This is a genomic window from Acidovorax bellezanensis, from assembly GCF_025421555.1.
Classification (GTDB): Bacteria; Pseudomonadota; Gammaproteobacteria; order Burkholderiales; family Burkholderiaceae_C; genus Comamonas; species Comamonas bellezanensis.
This window is the reverse complement of the sequence record NZ_JAODYH010000003.1, coordinates 888,385-906,611: the sequence shown is the minus strand read 5'-3', so window position 1 is coordinate 906,611 and position 18,227 is coordinate 888,385. Positions and strand designations below refer to the sequence as shown.

Annotated in this window: 15 protein-coding genes; 5 read left to right on the top strand and 10 right to left on the bottom strand. The window is 67.6% G+C overall.

What is annotated here, in order from left to right; genetic code table 11:
• Window positions 1-12: 12 nt before the first annotated feature.
• Window positions 13-1,584: a class I adenylate-forming enzyme family protein gene (locus N0K08_RS07730; protein ID WP_261499549.1), complete on the bottom strand. Its 1,572-nt coding sequence runs from the start codon at window positions 1,582-1,584 to the stop codon at window positions 13-15.
• 57 nt (window positions 1,585-1,641) lie between these two features.
• Window positions 1,642-2,589, bottom strand: a complete 948-nt coding sequence (locus N0K08_RS07725; protein WP_408642913.1) for a Bug family tripartite tricarboxylate transporter substrate binding protein — start codon at window positions 2,587-2,589, stop codon at window positions 1,642-1,644.
• Between the two features lie 271 nt (window positions 2,590-2,860).
• On the opposite strand from N0K08_RS07725, the gene N0K08_RS07720 reads away from it, so the two are divergent.
• The 3 genes from N0K08_RS07720 to N0K08_RS07710 are packed head-to-tail and all read left to right on the top strand — an operon-like array spanning window position 2,861 to window position 6,803.
• Window positions 2,861-3,712, top strand: a complete 852-nt coding sequence (locus N0K08_RS07720) for a hypothetical protein (protein ID WP_261499548.1) — start codon at window positions 2,861-2,863, stop codon at window positions 3,710-3,712.
• Complete coding sequence (locus N0K08_RS07715; RefSeq protein WP_261499547.1) at window positions 3,709-5,466, top strand: patatin-like phospholipase family protein; 1,758 nt, start codon at window positions 3,709-3,711, stop codon at window positions 5,464-5,466. Before N0K08_RS07720 ends, N0K08_RS07715 begins: the two co-directional genes overlap by 4 nt.
• 59 nt (window positions 5,467-5,525) lie before the next feature.
• A complete protein-coding gene (locus N0K08_RS07710; protein ID WP_261499546.1) occupies window positions 5,526-6,803 on the top strand; it encodes a DUF445 domain-containing protein in 1,278 nt (425 codons plus the stop codon).
• 11 nt (window positions 6,804-6,814) lie between these two features.
• Here the strand turns inward: N0K08_RS07710 and N0K08_RS07705 are convergent, their stop codons facing one another.
• The 5 genes from N0K08_RS07705 to purU form a co-directional block, all read right to left on the bottom strand.
• Complete coding sequence (locus tag N0K08_RS07705; RefSeq protein WP_261499544.1) at window positions 6,815-7,225, bottom strand: hypothetical protein; 411 nt, start codon at window positions 7,223-7,225, stop codon at window positions 6,815-6,817.
• A gap of 235 nt (window positions 7,226-7,460) precedes the next feature.
• Window positions 7,461-8,759: an NAD(P)/FAD-dependent oxidoreductase gene (locus tag N0K08_RS07700; protein WP_261499543.1), complete on the bottom strand. Its 1,299-nt coding sequence runs from the start codon at window positions 8,757-8,759 to the stop codon at window positions 7,461-7,463.
• Window positions 8,760-8,945: 186 nt separating this feature from the next.
• Window positions 8,946-10,448 carry an FAD-linked oxidase C-terminal domain-containing protein gene (locus N0K08_RS07695; protein ID WP_261499541.1) on the bottom strand — a complete coding sequence of 501 codons (1,503 nt, stop codon included), beginning with the start codon at window positions 10,446-10,448 and terminating at the stop codon, window positions 8,946-8,948.
• Window positions 10,449-10,525: 77 nt separating this feature from the next.
• Window positions 10,526-11,431 (bottom strand): LysR substrate-binding domain-containing protein, encoded by a 906-nt coding sequence (locus N0K08_RS07690; RefSeq protein WP_261499540.1) that lies wholly within the window; start codon window positions 11,429-11,431, stop codon window positions 10,526-10,528.
• Between the two features lie 9 nt (window positions 11,432-11,440).
• Window positions 11,441-12,289 (bottom strand): formyltetrahydrofolate deformylase, encoded by an 849-nt coding sequence (gene purU, locus N0K08_RS07685; RefSeq protein WP_261499539.1) that lies wholly within the window; start codon window positions 12,287-12,289, stop codon window positions 11,441-11,443.
• A 51-nt stretch (window positions 12,290-12,340) separates the two neighbouring features.
• Between purU and N0K08_RS07680 the strand changes: the two genes are divergently transcribed.
• Both N0K08_RS07680 and N0K08_RS07675 read left to right on the top strand, forming a co-directional pair.
• Window positions 12,341-14,326 (top strand): putative bifunctional diguanylate cyclase/phosphodiesterase, encoded by a 1,986-nt coding sequence (locus N0K08_RS07680; RefSeq protein ID WP_261499538.1) that lies wholly within the window; start codon window positions 12,341-12,343, stop codon window positions 14,324-14,326.
• 7 nt (window positions 14,327-14,333) lie between these two features.
• Window positions 14,334-15,398 carry an AbrB family transcriptional regulator gene (locus N0K08_RS07675; protein WP_261499537.1) on the top strand — a complete coding sequence of 355 codons (1,065 nt, stop codon included), beginning with the start codon at window positions 14,334-14,336 and terminating at the stop codon, window positions 15,396-15,398.
• A 201-nt stretch (window positions 15,399-15,599) separates the two neighbouring features.
• On the opposite strand, the gene N0K08_RS07670 is transcribed toward N0K08_RS07675, so the two are convergent.
• From N0K08_RS07670 to N0K08_RS07660, 3 genes are all read right to left on the bottom strand, one after another.
• A complete protein-coding gene (locus N0K08_RS07670; protein ID WP_261499536.1) occupies window positions 15,600-15,905 on the bottom strand; it encodes a BTH_I0359 family protein in 306 nt (101 codons plus the stop codon).
• A 162-nt stretch (window positions 15,906-16,067) separates the two neighbouring features.
• Window positions 16,068-17,186, bottom strand: coding sequence for a DUF3108 domain-containing protein (locus tag N0K08_RS07665; protein ID WP_261499535.1), 1,119 nt, complete (start codon window positions 17,184-17,186; stop codon window positions 16,068-16,070).
• Window positions 17,187-17,353: 167 nt separating this feature from the next.
• Entirely contained in the window at window positions 17,354-18,130 is a 777-nt protein-coding gene (locus N0K08_RS07660; RefSeq protein WP_261499534.1) for an IclR family transcriptional regulator, read from the bottom strand.
• Between the last annotated feature and the right edge of the window lie 97 nt (window positions 18,131-18,227).

Here is an 18,227-nt window from a genome sequence, read left to right as displayed (position 1 = left end):
GTGAGAAACGGTTTACAGCGTGCCGCTGGGGTGGCTGTTGAGAAACTGCTGGCGCAGCTCGCGCTTGAGCACCTTGCCGATTTCGCTGCGCGGCAGCTGATCGGTCAGGTGCAGGGCGGCCAGGCGCTGGGTCTTGCCGATGCGGGCGTTGAGCCAGTCCTGCAGCTGCTCGGGCGCCAGGTCCTGCTGCGCGTGCGCCACCACGTAGGCCACCGGAGTTTCACCCCAGGCGCGGCTGGGCACGCCGATGACCGCGCATTCGCGCACGCCGGGGTGCTGCTGCAGCACGGACTCGATGTCCGAAGGATAGACATTGAAGCCGCCGGTGATGATCATGTCCTTCATGCGGTCGCCCAGCACCAGAAAGCCGTCGGCATCGATGCGGCCGACATCGCCGCTGCGGATGAAGCGCAGGCCCTGCGCGTCCCACCATTCGGCTTCGCGCGTCTTCTCCGGCAGGCCGTAATAGCCGCTCATCATGCCGGCCGAGTGGCCGACGATTTCGCCGCCCTGCTCGGCGGGCACTTCCTGGCCTTGTTCGTCGATGAAGCGCAGCTGCGCGCCCGGGCCGGGCTTGCCCACGGTGTGCAGCTTGTCGGCATGCAGATGGCAGTGCAGCTCGCAGCGCACGCCGCCTTCGGTCAGGCCGTAGTACTCGATCAGCCGGCCCGGCCAGCGGCGCAGCACTTCGGCTTTCAGCGCGGGCTTGAACGGCGCGCTGGTGCAGAACTTGTGCTGCAGCGTGGACAGGTCGTGGCTGTCGAATTGCGCATGGTCCATCAGCCGCTGGTACTGGACCGGCACCAGCATGGTGTGGGTGGCGCGGTGCTGCTGGGCGAGTTGCAGATAGCGCAGCGTATCGAACTTGCGCATCAGCACCAGCGTGCCGCCCAGGGCCAGCGTGGGCAGCGCCGCGACCAGGGTGGTGTTGGAGTACAGCGGGGTGGCGCACAGCGACACGCAGTCCGGACCGTAGCTGTTGTGCACCGCGCGCTGCACATGCGCCCAGCGCATGGCCCAGGACTGCACGATGCCCTTGGGCACGCCGGTGGTGCCCGAGGAGTAGATCAGGTTGAAAGGCCAGGCGGGCTGGGGCGCGATGGCCGGTGCCGGCTGCGTGCCGGCCTGCAGCCACTGGGACCAGGGCTGGCCGGCCTCGGGCGCATCGTCCAGGGCCAGGCAGGTGAGGCGGGCGCTGGCGGCCTGCGGCCATTCCAGGGCCGTGGCCCGGTCACGCAGCAGCAGCTTGGCGCCGGAGTTGGCCAGCATGGCGCTCAGGTGTTCGGCGCTCGCCGAAGGCGCCAGCGGCGCGATCACCACGCCGGCACGAAGGGCGCCCAGATAGGCCAGCACATAGGCGGTGGAGGCGGTGGCGCAGACGGCCATCACGTCGCCGGGCCGCAGGCCTTGCTGGTGCAGGCTGCTGGCCACGCGCTCCATGCCCTGGTGCAGGGCGGCGTAGTCGAGCTGCTCGTCTTCCAGGATCAGGGCCGGGTGCTGGGGGCGCAGGCGGGACTGCAGGGCGATGAGGTCGGGCAAGGAGCCGAAGGCTTGTTGCAGCAAGGAGGTCAGGGCGTCGGACATGGGAAGGCAATCGCTCATGAAAAGGGGAAACGGGGGCCGGGCCGAGGGCGGCAGGCCTTACTCCAGGGACAGTCCGGCGGTCTTGACGATCACCGCCCAGCGCTGGCGCTCCTGGGCGATGAACTGGTCGTATTGCGCGGGGCTCTCGCCGCCGGGCACGCCGCCGAGGGCGGCGAACTTGGCGCGGACTTCGGGCGTCTGCATGGCCTTGTGGGCCGACTGCTGCAGCTGCTGGACCACGGCGTCGGGCGTGCCCGCGGGCGCCAGCAGGCCGAACCAGGCAGTCACCTGCATGGGAATGCCGGCCTCGGTCATGGTCGGCACGTCGGGCAGCTGCGCGGAACGCTCGGCACTGGTGATGGCCAGGGCGCGGAACTTGCCGCCCTTGATGTGGGGCATGGAGCTGGGCAGGTTGTCGATCATGTAATCGACCTGCTGGCCCAGCAGGGCCGTCACGGCCGGGGCGGCGCCGGGAAAGGGCACCAGATTGACGTCGATGCCGGCCTTCTGGCGGAACATTTCCGAAGACATGTGCGGCGACTGGCCCACGCCCGAAGTGGCCACATTCAGGGGGCGGCTGTGCGCCAGCTTGACCAGGTCCTGCACGTTGCGCACCGGGGAGTCGGCGTGGACCACGAGGATGTTGGGCACGGAGATCACATTGGTGATGCCGCGCAGGTCGCTGGCCTTGTAGCTGAGCTTCTTGTAGAGGCTGAAGTTGATGGCCACCGGACCGATGTTGCCCATCAGCAGGTTGTAGCCATCGGGCTTGGCCCGCGCCACCTGGGCCGTTCCTATGCCGCCACCACCACCGGCCTTGTTCTCCACCACGATGCTGGTGCCCAGGTCCTGGCCCATTTTCTCGGCCAGCACGCGGGCTGCGATATCGGTCGTTCCGCCTGCGGCCGCGGGCACCACGATGGTGATGGGGCGGTTGGGCCACTGGGCATGGGCAGACAGAGACAAGGCGCCGAGGCCCAGGGCCATCACAGCTTGGTACAGCATTACTTTTCCCGCATTGGTGAGTACATCAGCGACCATAAGCCAGGCAGGGCGCTGGGCGGCTTGGGGTTTAGGCGGAGATGGATTCTCGATTCTGAAACCCATCCCTTGGCGAAAAGAAAGCCGGCAAGCCATTGCCGTATCGCCGACGGGCGCCATGGCGTTTTCCCGGCGCGGCGAAGGCATCGAGACGACTGGCGCGGGGCGGGCCTGGGCGTGAACATGCAGCGTGGAAATGAACGATCTCGGCAACCTTTCACAGCAGCTTTGCCGTGTGTTGCAAAGTCAACAGGACCCGGCTGCGCAGGAGCGCGCGACGCCAGCGACGCTGCACTGCGCCCTGGACGGCGAGCGGCGCCTGGGGCTGCATTTTCTGGCCCAGCCGCAGCGCTGGCGGCTGGGCGTGGGCTGTGCCTGCGACAGGCTGGATGAGGGTGCGCGGGCGCGGTTGGAGGAAGCCTTGTTGCGCGTCGGTCATGCGAGCCGCTGGGGACTGCAACAGGTCGGGCTGGGCGATGACCAGGGCGTCGGCCTGGTGGATTGCGACTTTCCGCGCGTGCCCGCGCAGCTGACGGCAGCGGCGGTGGAGGCGCATGTGCATGTCCTGCTGGCCCAGCTCGATGCACTGGCCCGCGGTACGGCTGCCGCGCCTGCCGCTGCGGACTCAGGGCACGGGGCTGCGGCCTGCGATTGCGCGCGGGTGTTCAGTGCCCAGATGCAGGTCCTGGATGCGGGCCGCCGACTGGGCAGCATCGCGCCGCAGGAGCTGCTGCTGGACGACCACCTGGCCTTGCGGATTGCCTTGCATCCACACAGCCACCATTGGGTGATCGAAGCCTTTGCCTGGGATGCGGCCCTGCTGGCCGGGCCGCTGCGCCGCAGCCTGGTGTCGGCGCTGCTGCTCATCAATGGCGCGGCCCTGGAGGGGCGGCAAATCATCTGCAGTCTGGACGACAGCGATCACGTCGTGCTGATCAGCCGCTGGCATGCGGACTGGGCGGCGCAGACGTCCCCGCTGGTCTGGCTGGACTACAGCGTGCAGCAGGCCCGCCGCATCCGCGCGGCGGCAGCCGCCATGGCCATGCAGGGCGAGCCGTCGGGCGCCGACGGCGGAGCGCCGCCATGAACGCCGCGGCGATCACCAACGGCTGGACGCAGGCCGCGCTGCGGCTGCCGCAGGGCGCGGCTGTACGGGGCGATCCGCAGCCGTCGCTCCAGGCGTCGTCCGCGCCGCGCAGGCTGAGTCCGGTGCAGCTCACCAACCAGCAACAGGCGCTGGAGGCATCGCTGGTGGCGGCGATGGCCCAGGCCGGTCAGCAGGTGGCGCCGCCGCTGCGCCAGCAGTTCGCGGCGCGTGCGGCGGCGATGGTCAGCGACGTGGTGGCCGACAGCATGTATCCGGTGCATGCCGCCATGGACCGCAGCGCCCGGCAAACGGTGTCCTGGGAGCAGTTCCAGGCGGCGGCGGCGCAGGCCAGGGCCGTGGTCGCCAGGCACCAGGAGGTGGCACTGGCGATACAGACGATCTTCGATCCCGTTCCCCATGTGCAGACACTGGGGTCGGGCAAGATCTTGATGCTGCGCGCGGCGCCGGCGATAGAAAACCTGGTGCTGGCGGGCGGCGGAGCCCGCGGGGTGGCGAACGCGCCGGCGCTGCGCGCGTTGGAGAACCTGGGCCTGTTGTCGGAACTCAAGCAGGTCGTGGGCACTTCGGTCGGCGCCATGACGGCGATCCTGCTGGCCTGCGGCATCTCCGCCACAGCTTTTCAGCAGAAGCTGAACGGCACGGATTTGTTGTCGCTGCTGACCACGCCGCAGGACTTCGCGCGCAACTACCCTGGCGTGCAGCTGGGATTCCTGGGCTTTGATGCGGGTGCGGTGCTGCAGACCCTGGACCGGATGGTGGCCCAGTCGGCCGCCAGTTACCTCGAAGGCCACTGGGCACAGATTACGCAGCAGCCGCAATGGGCGCGGTTCACGCCCCAGCAGCAGCAGCGCCTGGACCTGCTGCGCCGGCCGGATTTTTCCGCGCCGCGCACCGACCAGATGCTCACTTTCGGCGATCTGCACCTGTTGCGTCAGCTCGCTCCCGAGCACTTCAAGGAACTGGTGGTGACTGGCTGGAACCAGTCCGAAAAGCGCCTGGCGTATTTCTCCCACGCGACATCCCCCGATCTGGCGCTGGCTTTGGCGGGGCGCATTTCCATGGGCATTCCCAGGCTGTTCGCGGACGTGAAAATCCGGCTCGGCGGGCAGGAGCAGCGCTGGACGGATGGCGGGGTGGGCAGCAATGTGCCGTCCGAAGCGGTCTTCCAGGGACTGAGCGGCCAAGCCCTGGAAGACGCGCGGGTCCGCACCCTGGTGATGGTCTTCGAGGAAGATGGCAAGGCCTATGCCGCAATGCACGGGCCGCCGCACCAGCGCACGCAGTCGGTCCATCCTGTCGTCACCTGGCTGTCCGGCAATCCGAATTTTCCGGACGTGCAGAATGCGGACCAGCGCAAAGTCCATGCGGCAGGGCTGCATGTGATGCCGGTCTTCCATGGCGATCTGGGGATTGGTTCTTTCCATGCCGGCGCAGACCGCGTGGCGCGGGCCAAGGCCGATGCATTGCGCCAGGCGCTGGCCTTCATCGAGCAGAACCGGAACAACTACCGCCATGACCTGGTGGACGATGTCCAGGCCGCGGCGGCGCTGCTGTCGCCGGCCGAGCAGGACCAGTTCCTGGCGCGGCACAGCGGCGACACCACGCCGCTGCATGCCAGCCTCGGTGCCGCCATCCTGGAGCAGCGCGCCAGGCTGGAGCCAAGTACCGCCGCCGCGCAGCAGGCCGCGGCGCAGGCCTGGGCCAGCCGGGAGCCGCAGCATGCGGTGGTGTGAACCGGTTCTCGAAAGCATGCTAGCGTTGCAGGCATCAGCCACGCCGGGAGCAGCAAAGCATGCAAGAGCAGACCTTGGCATTGAAACGTGCGAAAAACCAGGCGCTGGGCCTGTTGATCGTGGTCGCGCTGGTGTTTGCCGTGACCAGTTTTCTGACGCCCAGCCTGGGCGTGCGTTGCGTGCAGTCCGTGGCCGAGGCGGCCATGGTCGGGGCGCTGGCCGACTGGTTCGCGGTGACGGCGCTGTTCCGGCGCGTTCCACTGCCCTGGATAGGCCGGCACACGGCCATCATTCCGCGCAACAAGGACAGCATTGGCGCGAACCTGGCGCATTTTGTGCGCGACCGTTTTCTGGATCCTGCGTCCTTGCTGGCGCTGATCCGCAAGAACGATCCCGCGCAGTGGCTGGCCGACTGGCTGACGGCGCCGGCCCACAGCGCGCAGCTGGGCCGGCAGATCGCACGGCTGGCGCTGGCCGCACTGGAGATGGTGCAGGACCGGCAGGTGCAGCGCTTTCTGATGCAGTCGCTGCGCGCCGTGCTGGCCCAGGTCGACCTGTCGCGCGCGGCGGCCACGCTGCTGTCGGTGCTGACGCAGGGCGGGCGCCACCAGGTGCTGCTCGACGATGTGCTGGCCCGCATCGCGGCCGTCCTGCAGACCGAGCGCACGCGCGAATTCATCGCCACCAGCATCATTGAATGGCTCAAGCGTGAGCATCCGCTGAAGGAAAAAATGCTGCCCAGCGACTGGCTGGGCGACAAGGGCGCGCAGCTGATCGCGCAGGCGCTGGAAAGCCTGCTCGACGACATTGCCCACAACCCCGCGCACCGGGTGCGCGAAGCCCTGGATGCGTCCGTCACGAGGCTGATTGAACGCCTGCAGACCGACCCCGACTTTGCGGCCCAGGCCGAGCAGCTGCGCCACTACCTGCTGCACGATGAAAAGCTGGCGCTGTATCTGCAGGAACTGTGGACGCAATTGCGCCAGCGCCTGCAGACCGATCTGGCCGACGAGCATTCGCACATCGCACGCAAGGCCGCGGGCATGGGCCGCTGGCTGGGTCAGTCGCTGGCCGCCGACCCGGCCTTGCGGCAGTCGATGAATGAGCGGCTGGAGCGCTGGGCGGCCGCGCTGGCGCCGGATGTGGCGCAGTTTCTGGCGGAGCACATCAGCGATACCGTCAAGCGCTGGGATGCCCAGGAGCTGTCGCGCCTGGTCGAGTTGCACATCGGCAAGGATTTGCAGTTCATCCGCATCAACGGCACGCTGGTGGGCGGCACCATCGGCCTGCTGCTGTTCGTGCTGGCCCAGCTGCCGCAATGGTGGGCAGGCCGCTGAGGGGCTGCCCCTCAGGGCGTGTTTTGCTGCTCTTTCAAATGCTTGGCGATTTCGGCCCAGGCCTGGGCCGCCTCGTCTTCCTGGGCCCAGGCGTGGCAGCTGGCCACATGCATGGCCGTGGGCGCATGCTCGGGCGCCAGGTCGAAGGCGCGCTCGCACTGGGCGGCGGCGTTGCGCCACATGATGGCCGCGTGGGCCGAGCCTTGCTTTTGCAGTGCATGGGCTTCGGCCATCCAGGCCTGGCCCAGGCGCAGGGCCGCGGCGTGCTGCTCGGGATCGGCCTGGTGGGCCTTGGCAAAGAAGGCGCCGGCCTGCTGCCACAGCGCCCGTGCCTGGGCAAAGTCCTGGGTGGCCACGGCCTGGGCCTGGGCGACCAGGTCGTTGCCGGATTGGAGGAGTTGGGCGTAGGCGTCAGCAGTCATGGCGGGCAGAGTCGGGCAGTCACAAAAGCCGCTGATTGTCCGTCAAAGCGGCTGGAACCAGGGCGGCTGGGCTTTTGTGCGCCGTGCCTGCAGCCTCTGAAACTGGCGTGCCCCAACTCAGAGGCAGCGAGCAAGCGCCGCCGCGCAGCGAGGCTGCCGTCCCCCTCCACCGCAGGTTGAGAGGGGGAAGCGGGGGCCGGCCATCGGGCGGCAGCCGCTCAGGGGGTGCTTTTTTTCAATGCAGCTTCAGACGCGGATCGGTGCGGCGGCCGATGCGGTCGCTGAGCATCAGCAAGGCCGTGCGGAACACGCCGCACAGTGCGACCTGGTGCATGCGGTACAGCGAGATGTAGAACATGCGCGCCAGCCAGCCTTCGACCTTGACCGAGCCCATCAGGCTGCCCATGAGGTTGCCCACGGCCGAGAAGTGCGACAGCGAGACCAGCGAGCCGTAGTCGCGGTAGCGGTATTCGGGCAGGGGCTGGCCTTGCAGGCGTTTTTTCAGCGACTGGGCGAGCATGGAAGCCTGCTGGTGGGCGGCTTGCGCACGCGGCGGCACGTTCTTGCCGCTGCCGTCGTCCATGGGGCAGGCCGCGCAGTCGCCGAGCACGAAGATGTCGTCGTCCAGCGTGGTCTGCAGCGTGGTGCGCACGACCAGCTGGTTGATGCGGTTGGTCTCCAGACCGTCGAGGTTTTGCAGAAAGTCCGGCGCCTTGATGCCCGCGGCCCAGACCTTGAGGCTGGCCGGAATCACGCGGCCGTCGGCGGTTTCCAGATGCTCGGCGGTGACGCGGCTCACGGCGGCTTCGGTGATGACTTGCACGCCGAGCTTTTCCAGCGTCAGGTGGGCGTCGCGCCCTATGCGTTCGGGCAGCGCAGGCAGCACGCGCTTGCCCGCGTCGAGCACGGTGATCAGCAGGTTCTCGGGCGCGATGTTGCCCAGGCCGTAGTCGGACAGCTGCTGCGCGGCATTGCGCAACTCGGCCGCCAGTTCCACGCCCGTGGCGCCGGCGCCGACGATGGCGATGCGCAGCTGGGTCTGTTTGTCGTGGCCCGCATGGGCGGCGAGGTACTTGGCCAGCAGCAGGCGGTGAAAACGCTCGGCCTGCTCGGGCGCATCGAGAAAAATACAGTGTTCGGCCGCGCCGGGTGTGCGGAAGTCGTTGGTCACGCTGCCGATGGCCATCACCAGGCTGTCATAGGCCAGGGTGCGCGCGGGCGCGGCTTCGCTGCCGTCGTCCTGCAGCAGCGGGGCCAGCTCTATGGTCTTGGCCTGGCGGTTGAGGCCGCACATCCGGCCCATCTGGAACTGGAAATGCTTCCACTTGGCCTGGGCGATGTAGTTGAACTGGTTGTCCGACAGGCTCAGCGAGCCCGCGGCCACTTCGTGCAGCAGCGGCTTCCACATGTGGGTGAGGTGGCTGTCGACCAGAATGATTTCGGCCTGGCCTTTTTTGCCCAGGCTTTGGCCCAGGCGCGTGGCCAGTTCCAGCCCGCCAGCGCCGCCGCCTACGATCACGATGCGATGCGTCATGAATGATTTCCTTGGTTGCCACCCGCAACTGGCGGGTCGGCACAGGTTCCCGGCGGGCCCCGAAGCAGGCCGCCGTCACCAATTCACCAACGATAAACCGAGATGGGCTGTTTCAGGGGGTCGGCCTTGATTGTCCTGCGGCAGCGTAAGGGAAAACCCTAGGTTTTGTGCGAATTCTGTACGGGCCTAGAAACGCGGCAGATCCGGGTGGCTGATCTGCCCGCCGCGCACCAGCATCTTGCCGTATTCGGCGCAGCGGTTGAGCGTGGGAATCACCTTGCCGGGGTTGAGCAGGCCCAGCGGGTCGAAGGCCGCCTTGAGGGCGAACATCTGCGCGTTCTCCGCGGTGGTGAACTGGGTGCACATGGAGTTGAGCTTTTCCACGCCCACGCCGTGCTCGCCCGTCACCGTGCCGCCCATGGCCACGCTGGTTTCGAGAATGTCGGCGCCAAACAGCTCGCAGCGGTGCAACTGGTCGGCATCGTTGGCATCGAACAGGATCAGCGGGTGCAGGTTGCCGTCGCCGGCGTGGAACACATTGGCGCAGCGCAGCTGGTACTTCTTTTCCATCTCCTGGATGGCCAGCAGGATGTCGGCCAGGCGCTTGCGCGGAATGGTCGAGTCCATGCACATGTAGTCGGGACTGATGCGCCCGCTGGCGGGGAAAGCGTTCTTGCGCCCGCTCCAGAAGCGCAGGCGCTCGGCCTCGCTTTCGCTGACGGTGATGGCCGTGGCGCCAGCATCGCGCAACACGGCGCTCATGCGCTCGATCTCCTCGGCCACCTCTTCCGCCGTGCCATCCGATTCGCACAGCAAAATGGCTTCGGCCGTGAGGTCGTAGCCGGCATGGACGAAGTCCTCCACGGCCGCGGTCATGGGCTTGTCCATCATTTCCAGCCCGGCCGGAATGATGCCGGCCGCGATCACGGCGGCCACGGCCGCACCGGCCTTGCGCACGTCGTCGAAGCTGGCCATGATGCAGCGCGCCAACTGGGGCTTGGGGATCAGCCGCACCGTGACTTCTGTGACCACGGCCAGCATGCCTTCGCTGCCGATCACGGTCGCGAGCAGGTCGTAGCCCGGCGTGTCCAGCGCCTGGCTGCCGAAAGTGATGGGCTCGCCGGCCATGGTGAAGCCTTTGACTTCCAGCACGTTGTGCACTGTCAGGCCGTACTTGAGGCAGTGCACGCCGCCCGAGTTCTCGGCCACGTTGCCGCCTATGGTGCAGGCGATCTGGCTGGAGGGATCGGGCGCGTAGTACAGGCCGAAGGGCGCGGCGGCTTCGCTGATCGCCAGGTTGCGCACGCCGCACTGCACGACGGCCGTGCGGCTGTAGGCGTCGACCTGGAGAATGCGGTTGAACTTGGCCAGCGACAGCACCACGCCCAGGGCATGGGGCATGGCCCCGCCCGACAGTCCCGTGCCCGCGCCGCGCGCCACGACCGGCACCTGGAGCGCATGGCAGGCCTGCAGCACGGCCTGGATCTGGTCATAGGTTTCCGGCAGGCACACGACCAGCGGCCGCTGGCGGTAGGCCGTGAGCCCGTCGCACTCGTAAGGCGTGGTGTCCTCGCTGTGCCACAGCAGAGCGTGCGCGGGCACATGCTGGCCCAGGGCCTGGACGATCTGGGCCTGGCGGCGCGAGCGCTCGGAAACGGTGGGTATGGGTTGGGCGGCGGTGGTGTTCATCGTCTATGACTGTAGAGGATGAGGCCGCATTGTGGTGTGAGTTTTATTGCAACGCCGCGTGAAATGCGGCGCTGCCGTCAGGACACCGCCTGACCCAGCCACTGGGCGAAGGCCGCGCATTCCCAGCGGTCCATGGTGCCGGTGTGCCAGCACAGGTAGTGCGCATGCGGGCTGGGCACGTCCAGGGGGAACAGGCGCACCAGCGTGCCGCTGTCCAGCCAGGGGGCGCCGAGCTTGAGGCGCACGGGGGCGATGCCCATGCCGGCGGCGGCGGCGTCGCACAGCAGGCCGATGTCGTTGAATTGCGAGCCTTCGGCGGGCTCTGGCCAGTCCAGGCCGGCGGCATCGAACCAGTTGCGCCAGGGCTCGAGCGGGCTGCGCAGCAGCGGCAGGCCTTCGAGGTCGCTGGGCTGCTCGAACGGGCCATGGGCGCGGACGAAGGCCGGCGAAGCCAGCGGAGTCAGCACATCGCGCGCGATTTCCATGTGCTCCATGTCGGCGTAATGGCCCGGCCCGAAGCGCACGATCAGGTCGGCGTCCTCGGCGACCACGTCGAGCAGCGGAATGCTGACGTGCAAGGCGATGTCGATTTCGGGATAGGCCTCGGTGAACTGGCTCAGCCGCGGAATCAGTATGCAGCGCGCGAACGTCGGCGTGACGGCGAGCTTGAGCCGGCGCCGGCCGGGCACGGAGCTGCTGCCGGGAAAGCGCTGCAGCGCGCCCAGGCCTTCACGCACATGGGCCAGGTAGGCGCTGCCTTCGCTGGTGAGCGAGAAATCGGCGCGCCCGAACAGGCGGCTGCCCAGCATCTGCTCGAGCTGGCGCACGCGGTGGCTCACGGCGCTGGGCGTGACGCACAGCTCTTCGGCGGTCTGCGTCACGCTGCGCAGCCGCGCCAGCGCTTCAAACGTCAGCAGGCACTGGATGGGCGGAATGCGCCGCGCCGCGCTGGGGGCCAGGGCCACAGGATCGGCGGGCGGCATGGGCGTCTATCAGCGGAAGACGACGGTCTTGTGGCCGTTGAGGATCACGCGGCGTTCGCTGTGCCACTTCACGGCGCGGGCCAGGACCTGGCTTTCGGTGTCGCGGCCGCGGGCCGTGAGGTCTTCGACCGTGTCCGTGTGGTCTGCGCGGGCCACGTCCTGCTCGATGATCGGGCCTTCGTCGAGGTCGGCCGTGACATAGTGGGCCGTGGCGCCGATCAGCTTCACGCCGCGGTCATGGGCCTGGTAGTAAGGCTTGGCACCCTTGAAGCTGGGCAGGAAGCTGTGGTGGATGTTGATGGCACGGCCGGCGAGCTTGATGCACAGGTCGTTGGACAGCACTTGCATATAGCGGGCCAGCACGACCAGCTCGGCGCCTTCTGCCTGGATAATCTCGAACTGTCGCGCTTCGGCCTGGGCCTTGGTGGCCGCCGTCACCGGAATGTGGTGGAAGGGTACGTTGTAGCTGGCCGCGAGCTGGTAGAAGTCGCGATGGTTGCTGATGATGGCCCGGATGTCGATCGGCAACAGGCCGGACTTCCAGCGGAACAGCAAATCGTTGAGGCAGTGGCCGTCCTTGCTGACCAGCAACACGGTTTTCATGTTTTCTGCCTGCGAGTGCAGGCTCCAGCGCATCTCGAAGCGCTCAGCGAGTTCGGCCAGCGCCGTCTTGAGCGTTGCGGGATCCGTGTCCGAGAAGACGAATTGCACGCGCATGAAGAACAGGCCGGTGGCGCTGTCGTTGTATTGAGCGGCTTCTTCGATGTTGGCGCCCTGCTCCAGCAGGAAACCGGAGACGGCGTGCACCAGCCCACGACGGTCGGGGCAGGATAGGGTAAGAATGTAGGCTTGGGTCATAGCCCTGCGATTGTCGCAGCATGGGCCGATGGTTGTGGAGTGAGGAAATACATGCAGAAAGAGGGTTCGACCCCCAGGGTGTCGCTGTGCTGGATTGTGGTGTTGTATACGCTGCTGGCATTGCTGTGGCTGTGGGGCAGCGACTGGGTGCTCGCGCACTGGACGCAAGACCCCCGGCAGATGCTGCAATGGAAGAACTTCCAGGGCTACGTCCTGGTGCTGGTCAACGGCCTGCTGGCCAGCGGCTTGCTGCTGCGCATGCGGCGCGCGCGCGCGCAGCGCAAGGCGGCGGCGGCGCTCATCGAAGCACAGCAGCGCGAGGCGCAAGAGCGTCAGCGCCTGGCCACAACGGTGGTGGACAACACCATCGAAGGCGTGGTGGTGACCGATGCCCACAGCCGCATCCTGTCGGTGAACGCCGCCTTCACGCGCCTGCTGGGTTACACCGAAGCGGAAATGCTGGGCCAGACGCCGCGCATGTTCAAGTCGGGTCGGCATGACCGGGCTTTTTACGAGACGATGTGGGAGTGCATGCGACGCACCGGCCACTGGCAGGGCGAGATCTGGAACCGGCGCAAGAGCGGCGAAGTGTTCCCGGAGCGCATGTCGCTGAGTGCCGTGTACGACGGAGCAGGCTGCGTGACGCATTACGTCTGCATGTTCACCGATATTTCCGAGGAAAAGGCCCAGCAGCAGCGCCTGGAGTACCTGGTGCGCAAGGACCCGCTGACCGGGCTGGACAACCGCACCTGGTTCGGTCACCGGCTCGAGCTGGTGCTGGACAGGGCGCATGCCGCACCCAGCAAACTGGCCGTGATGCTCATCAATATCGACCGTTTCAAGGACGTCAACGACAGCTATGGCCACGCCGTGGGCGACCAGGTGTTGCGCCATGTCGCCTTGCAGGTGCAGGCAGCCTTGCGCCCGGGCGACTTGATCGGGCGCATGGCGGGAGACGAAATCGCCGTGGCTGCCATGGACCTGGCCACCGAGGCCCAGGCCGCGCAGCTGGCGCAGCGCTTGATCACCGCGGCCGCCCAGCCCTGGCATGCGCCCGAGGGGGTGGACGTGGTGCTGGGCGTGTGCGTGGGCATCTGCCTTTATCCCGGGCATGCGGACACGGCGCAAAGCCTGTTGCAAGGCGCGCATTCGGCGGTGCATGCCGCCAAGGAGAACGGCGGGCCCGATGCATGGTGCTTTTTCCATGCGGATATGACCCAGGCCGCGCGTGCGCGCCTGGAACTCGAGGCGCGCTTGCGCCAGGCCCTGGCCGACGGCCACATGCGGCTGTACTACCAGCCGCAGATCGACATTGCGACCGGCCGCGTGACCGGCGCCGAAGCCCTGGTGCGCTGGCTGGACCCGGTCGAAGGCCTGATTTCGCCGGCCCGTTTCATTCCCGTGGCCGAAAGCTCGGGCGTGATCGGCCCGCTGGGCGAATGGGTGATGCGCGAAGCCTGTGCCCAGGGCCAGCGCTGGCGCAACCTGGGTCTGCCCGAGATCACGCTGGCCGTGAACGTGTCGCCGCACCAGTTCCTGCTGACGGACATTGTCGGCAGCACGGCGGCGGCACTCGCGGATGCGGGCTTTCCTGCGGCGCAGCTGGAGCTGGAGATCACCGAAAGCGCGCTGGCCAAGCAGCCTGAAGAGGCGATGCTGGTGCTGCGCCGCCTGCGCCAGCTGGGCCTGCGGCTGGCGATCGACGATTTCGGCACCGGCTATTCCTCGTTGGCCCACCTCAAGCGCTTTCCCATCGATGTGCTGAAGATCGACCAGGGCTTCATCCGCGACATTCCGCACAGCGCGGACGACATGGCGATCAGCGCGGCCGTCATCGCCATGGGCCACAGCATGGGCCTGACGGTACTGGCCGAAGGCGTGGAAACCGCCGCGCAGCTGGATTTTCTGCGCCAGCGCGGTTGCGACCACTTTCAGGGCTATCTGTGCAGCCGGCCCTTGCCGGTGTCGGCGTTCGAGGATTTTCTGCGCCGCAGCGCGCAGGGGCCGGTGATGCCCGTGCCATCGTCCCAGGGCTGAGACGCCCGTGCGCCTGAATTTCCCTTTGCGTGTACTGCTGACCCTGCTCGGTGCCTGGGCCGCAGCCCAATTGTGTGTCTGGTGGAAGACGCCTTTGCCGTGGATGCTGGGCCCGCTGATCGCGACGTCGCTGGCCTCGATGGGCGGCGCGCCCACGGCCAGCTGGGGCCTGGGACGCAACGCCGCCCAGTGGACGATTGGCGCTGCGCTGGGGCTTTATTTCACGCCGGCCGTGACGGCGCTGGTGGCCGGCATGTGGTGGGCCATTGCCCTGGGCATCGTCTCGGCGCTGTGGCTGGGCTGGTTGTTCGGCGCCGGCCTGTACCGGTTTCACGCGCCGCGCATGCCGCACCTGCCGGCGAGCCAGTTGCGCGCGACCAGCTACTTCGCCGGAGCCATAGGCGCGGCCTCGGAAATGACGCTGCTGTCGGAGCGCGAGAACGCGCGCACCGATCTGGTCGCGGCCAGCCACAGCCTGCGGCTGGTGATCGTGACTTTGCTGATCCCGTTTGCCTTGCAGTGGAGCGGCCTGCACGGCGTGGGCGAGCCCGCGCTGGTGCGCGTGGTCCATGCACCGGGCCTGGCGCTGCTGGCACTGGGCACGGGCATCGGCGCCTGGGTCATGCTGCGCCTCAAGCGCGCCAATCCCTGGTTTCTGGGCGCGCTGCTGGTGTCCATGGGGCTGACCATGCTGGATCTGCGGCTGTCGGCCGTGCCGCAGGCCATGATGAATGCGGCCCAGCTGTTCATAGGCGTGAGCCTGGGCGTGCGGTTTCGGCGTGATTTTCTGCGCACCGCGCCGCTGTGGCTGGGCACGGTGGCCGTGGGTACCCTGGTGCTGATGGCCTTGTGCGCCGTGCTGGCCGCGGCGCTGGCCTGGGCCACGGGCCTGCCCTGGGTGACCATGGTGCTGGGCACGGCGCCCGGCGGGATCACCGAGATGGCAATCACGGCCAAGGTCTTGCAACTGGGCGTGCCGGTGGTCACGGCTTTCCAGGTATGCCGGCTGATGGCCGTGCTGCTGCTGGTGGAGCCGCTGTACCGGCGGCTGTACAAAGCCAGGCCCGGCTGAAGTACAACGACCAGGGATTCAGGGCGAACGGCGTTTGGCACAGCTCACTGCGTATGAAACTGGCGCGCCCCAGCAAGGGGACACCGAGCAAGGGCCGCCCCGCAGCGATGGTGTCGTCCCTAGCCGGGCGCCCCCCTCCACCGAAGGTTGAGAGGGGGAAGCGGGGGCCGGCCATCCGGCAAAGCCGCTCAGGGGGTGCGTTTAATGCACCAGCACCGGGTTCTGCGCCAGTCCGGCGTAGCTGTCCAGCATGCTTTCCACTTCTTCCTGGGTGGGCGTCTGCAGTTGCCAGGCGAGTATGACTTTCTGGAACATTTCAGCCCAGGAACCGTCGAGGTAGACCTCTTTGCCCGAACGCTTGTCGACGATTTCAAAACCGTGGCGTGGCATCTGCATTTGGGTGTTGGGCAGTTTGTCCGTCGGGGCGGACAGCTCTCCGGCCATGGTCGGCAGGTCGGGCCGGATATGGAGCACCGCAAAAGTGTCAGAGTCGTAAAGCGTTTGCATGGTGGTCCCCCTCGTTGCAAGGTCTGATGTTCTGACAGTCATATGACTGCAAAGCGCCAGACTTCAAGGGCCGCGAGGCGGGGTCGCCTGCAACAGGCCCTTGGCGCCCAGTATTCCACGGATTGCATGTCCGTGCCGGGGTCGGTGGATGCGTTCCTCGCCTCAGGGGGCGGCGTGCGATTTCAGGCGCAGATCGGCAAAATCGCCGTTGGCCTGGGTCAGCCGGATGCGCACCGGCAGATAGTCGAGCGTGGGTGCCAGCCACAGCGCGGCCTGCTGGTCCTGGGGGCGGCGCGGCAGGCGCTCCAGCCTGAGCGCTTCCAGGGTCCCCATGGGCAGCTCCAGGCTTTCCAGGCCTTGGACGCGAAATGTCCAGCGTTCGGCATCGTTGCTGCCGACGGTGGTGAACGTGATTTCCGTGCCTGGCGGGTAGCTTTGCGGCGCGGCCGCGAGCAGGGCGGACAGCTGCAGGAACACGCTGAGCCGGTCCTGGGCGCCTGCGCCTATGGCGGCCGGCGGCGCCTGGCTGCTGAACCGGGCCTGCTGGGCCGCAAAGTCGAAATCGGCGGTTTTTTCGCCGCGCCCCTTGTCGCTGAAGTGCTCGGGAACGAGGCCCGCGGGGCCGATCTGGCCGCTGCTGCTCTGTCCGCGCGAACCGATCAGAAACGCCTTGATTTCCTGGCGCGCCTGGTAATGGCTGCCGTCGTGCTGCCACAGCAGCTCGGCGCTGGCGTGGTAGTCGAAGCGCTTGGACTGGCCGGTGACTTCGAACGACATCCGTGCGGGCGCGGGCAGGCGCACAGCCAGGTCGGTGGCGGCCTCGGCCGGCCCGCCGGCATGGGCCAGCTGCACGCCTTGCAAGGTTTCGGGCTGCGGCGCGGCCGGCGCCTGCGGGGGCTTCTCCGCGGATGTTTCCGCGGGCGCTTCTGGCGCGGTCTCCACTGGCCCGGCCTGCTCTGGCTGCGTGCTCTCGATGCTGTCTGCGGTGTCGGGCTCGGCCGGCGGGTTGGCTGCGGCCGGGACGTCGCGGCTTTCGTCGGGAATGGGCGCCGCGGGCCGGGGCGGCGGCGCTGGCTTCTTCACCACCTTGGGCCGGACGGGGGCGGGCGGAGGAGGCGGCGGAGGTGGCGGTGCAGGTGGCGCGATGCTGCGGGTGGCAAAGCTCTGGAGCTCAGCCTTGTCGGTCGCGGTGTCGCCCGACTGGGTGGGCACTTGCCACAGCACCCAGGCATGCGCGGCCAGCACGGCGGCCGTGATAGGGGCAAGGGCAAGCTTTGGCATGGGGGTATCGTTGCCGGGGCGCTGTAGCTCAGGGAAATCCGCAGCCCAAAAAACTGGCGCGACCCAGCCCAGGGGCACCGAGCAAGCGCCGTCGCGCCGCGAGGGTGCCGTCCCCCTCCACCGAAGGTTGAGAGGGGGAAGACGCGAAGCGGCTCAGGGGGTGCATTTCATGCCCAGCCTAGATCGGCCGACAATTGGCGGGCCGTGGCGCGCAACTGCGTGGCGATGGCGCCGTCGTAGTCGGGGTCGAACGTGGCCAGCGAGCCCAATGTGGTGATGCCCATCACGATGTGGCCCGACGAGTCGAACACTGGCGTGCAAAAGGCCGCGATGCCGGGCAGCAGCGTGTCGACGACGCGGGCCGTGCCGCGCGTGCGCACTTCGGCCAGCATGGCCTGCACATCGGGCGCGGTGAGCGGCAGATCGCGCCGGCCCATCTGGCGTGCGCGCTGCATTTCCTCGGCCAGCATCTTCTGCGTGGCTTCGCTGGGCAGGTAGGCCGCAAAACAGCGGCCCGTGGCCGAGGACAGCAGCGGCATCACATCGCCCAGGCGCAGATTGGCGGTGACCGATTGGGTCGACTCTTCCCAGTGCACGATGGTGGGCCCGTGGTTGCCCCAGACGGCCAGCGCGGCCGTGTGCTGCAGCGCTTCGAGCAGCGCCGGCATGCGTTCGCGCGCCAGGCGCACCGGATCGAGCCGGGTCAGCGCGGCCAGGCCCAGCTGGAGGGCGGCCGGGCCCAGGTCATAGCGCGAGGTGCGACTGTCCTGCACCACCAATCCCAGGCGCTGAAAGCTCACCAGATAGCGGTGGGCCTTGGCGGCGCTCATGTCGGCGCAAGCCGCGACTTCCTTGAGCATCAGCGGCACGCGCGCGCGCGCCAGACCTTGCAAGAGGGCAAAACCGACTTCGACCGACTGGATGCCTGCGCGTTCCTTTTCCATATGCACTAAAATTCACTCGTTCTGTTTAGGTAAACTGATTTACCCAATCGTAATTCAATCGCTGCCGTGTCAGGCCGCACTTTTTTGACCCTGTCAC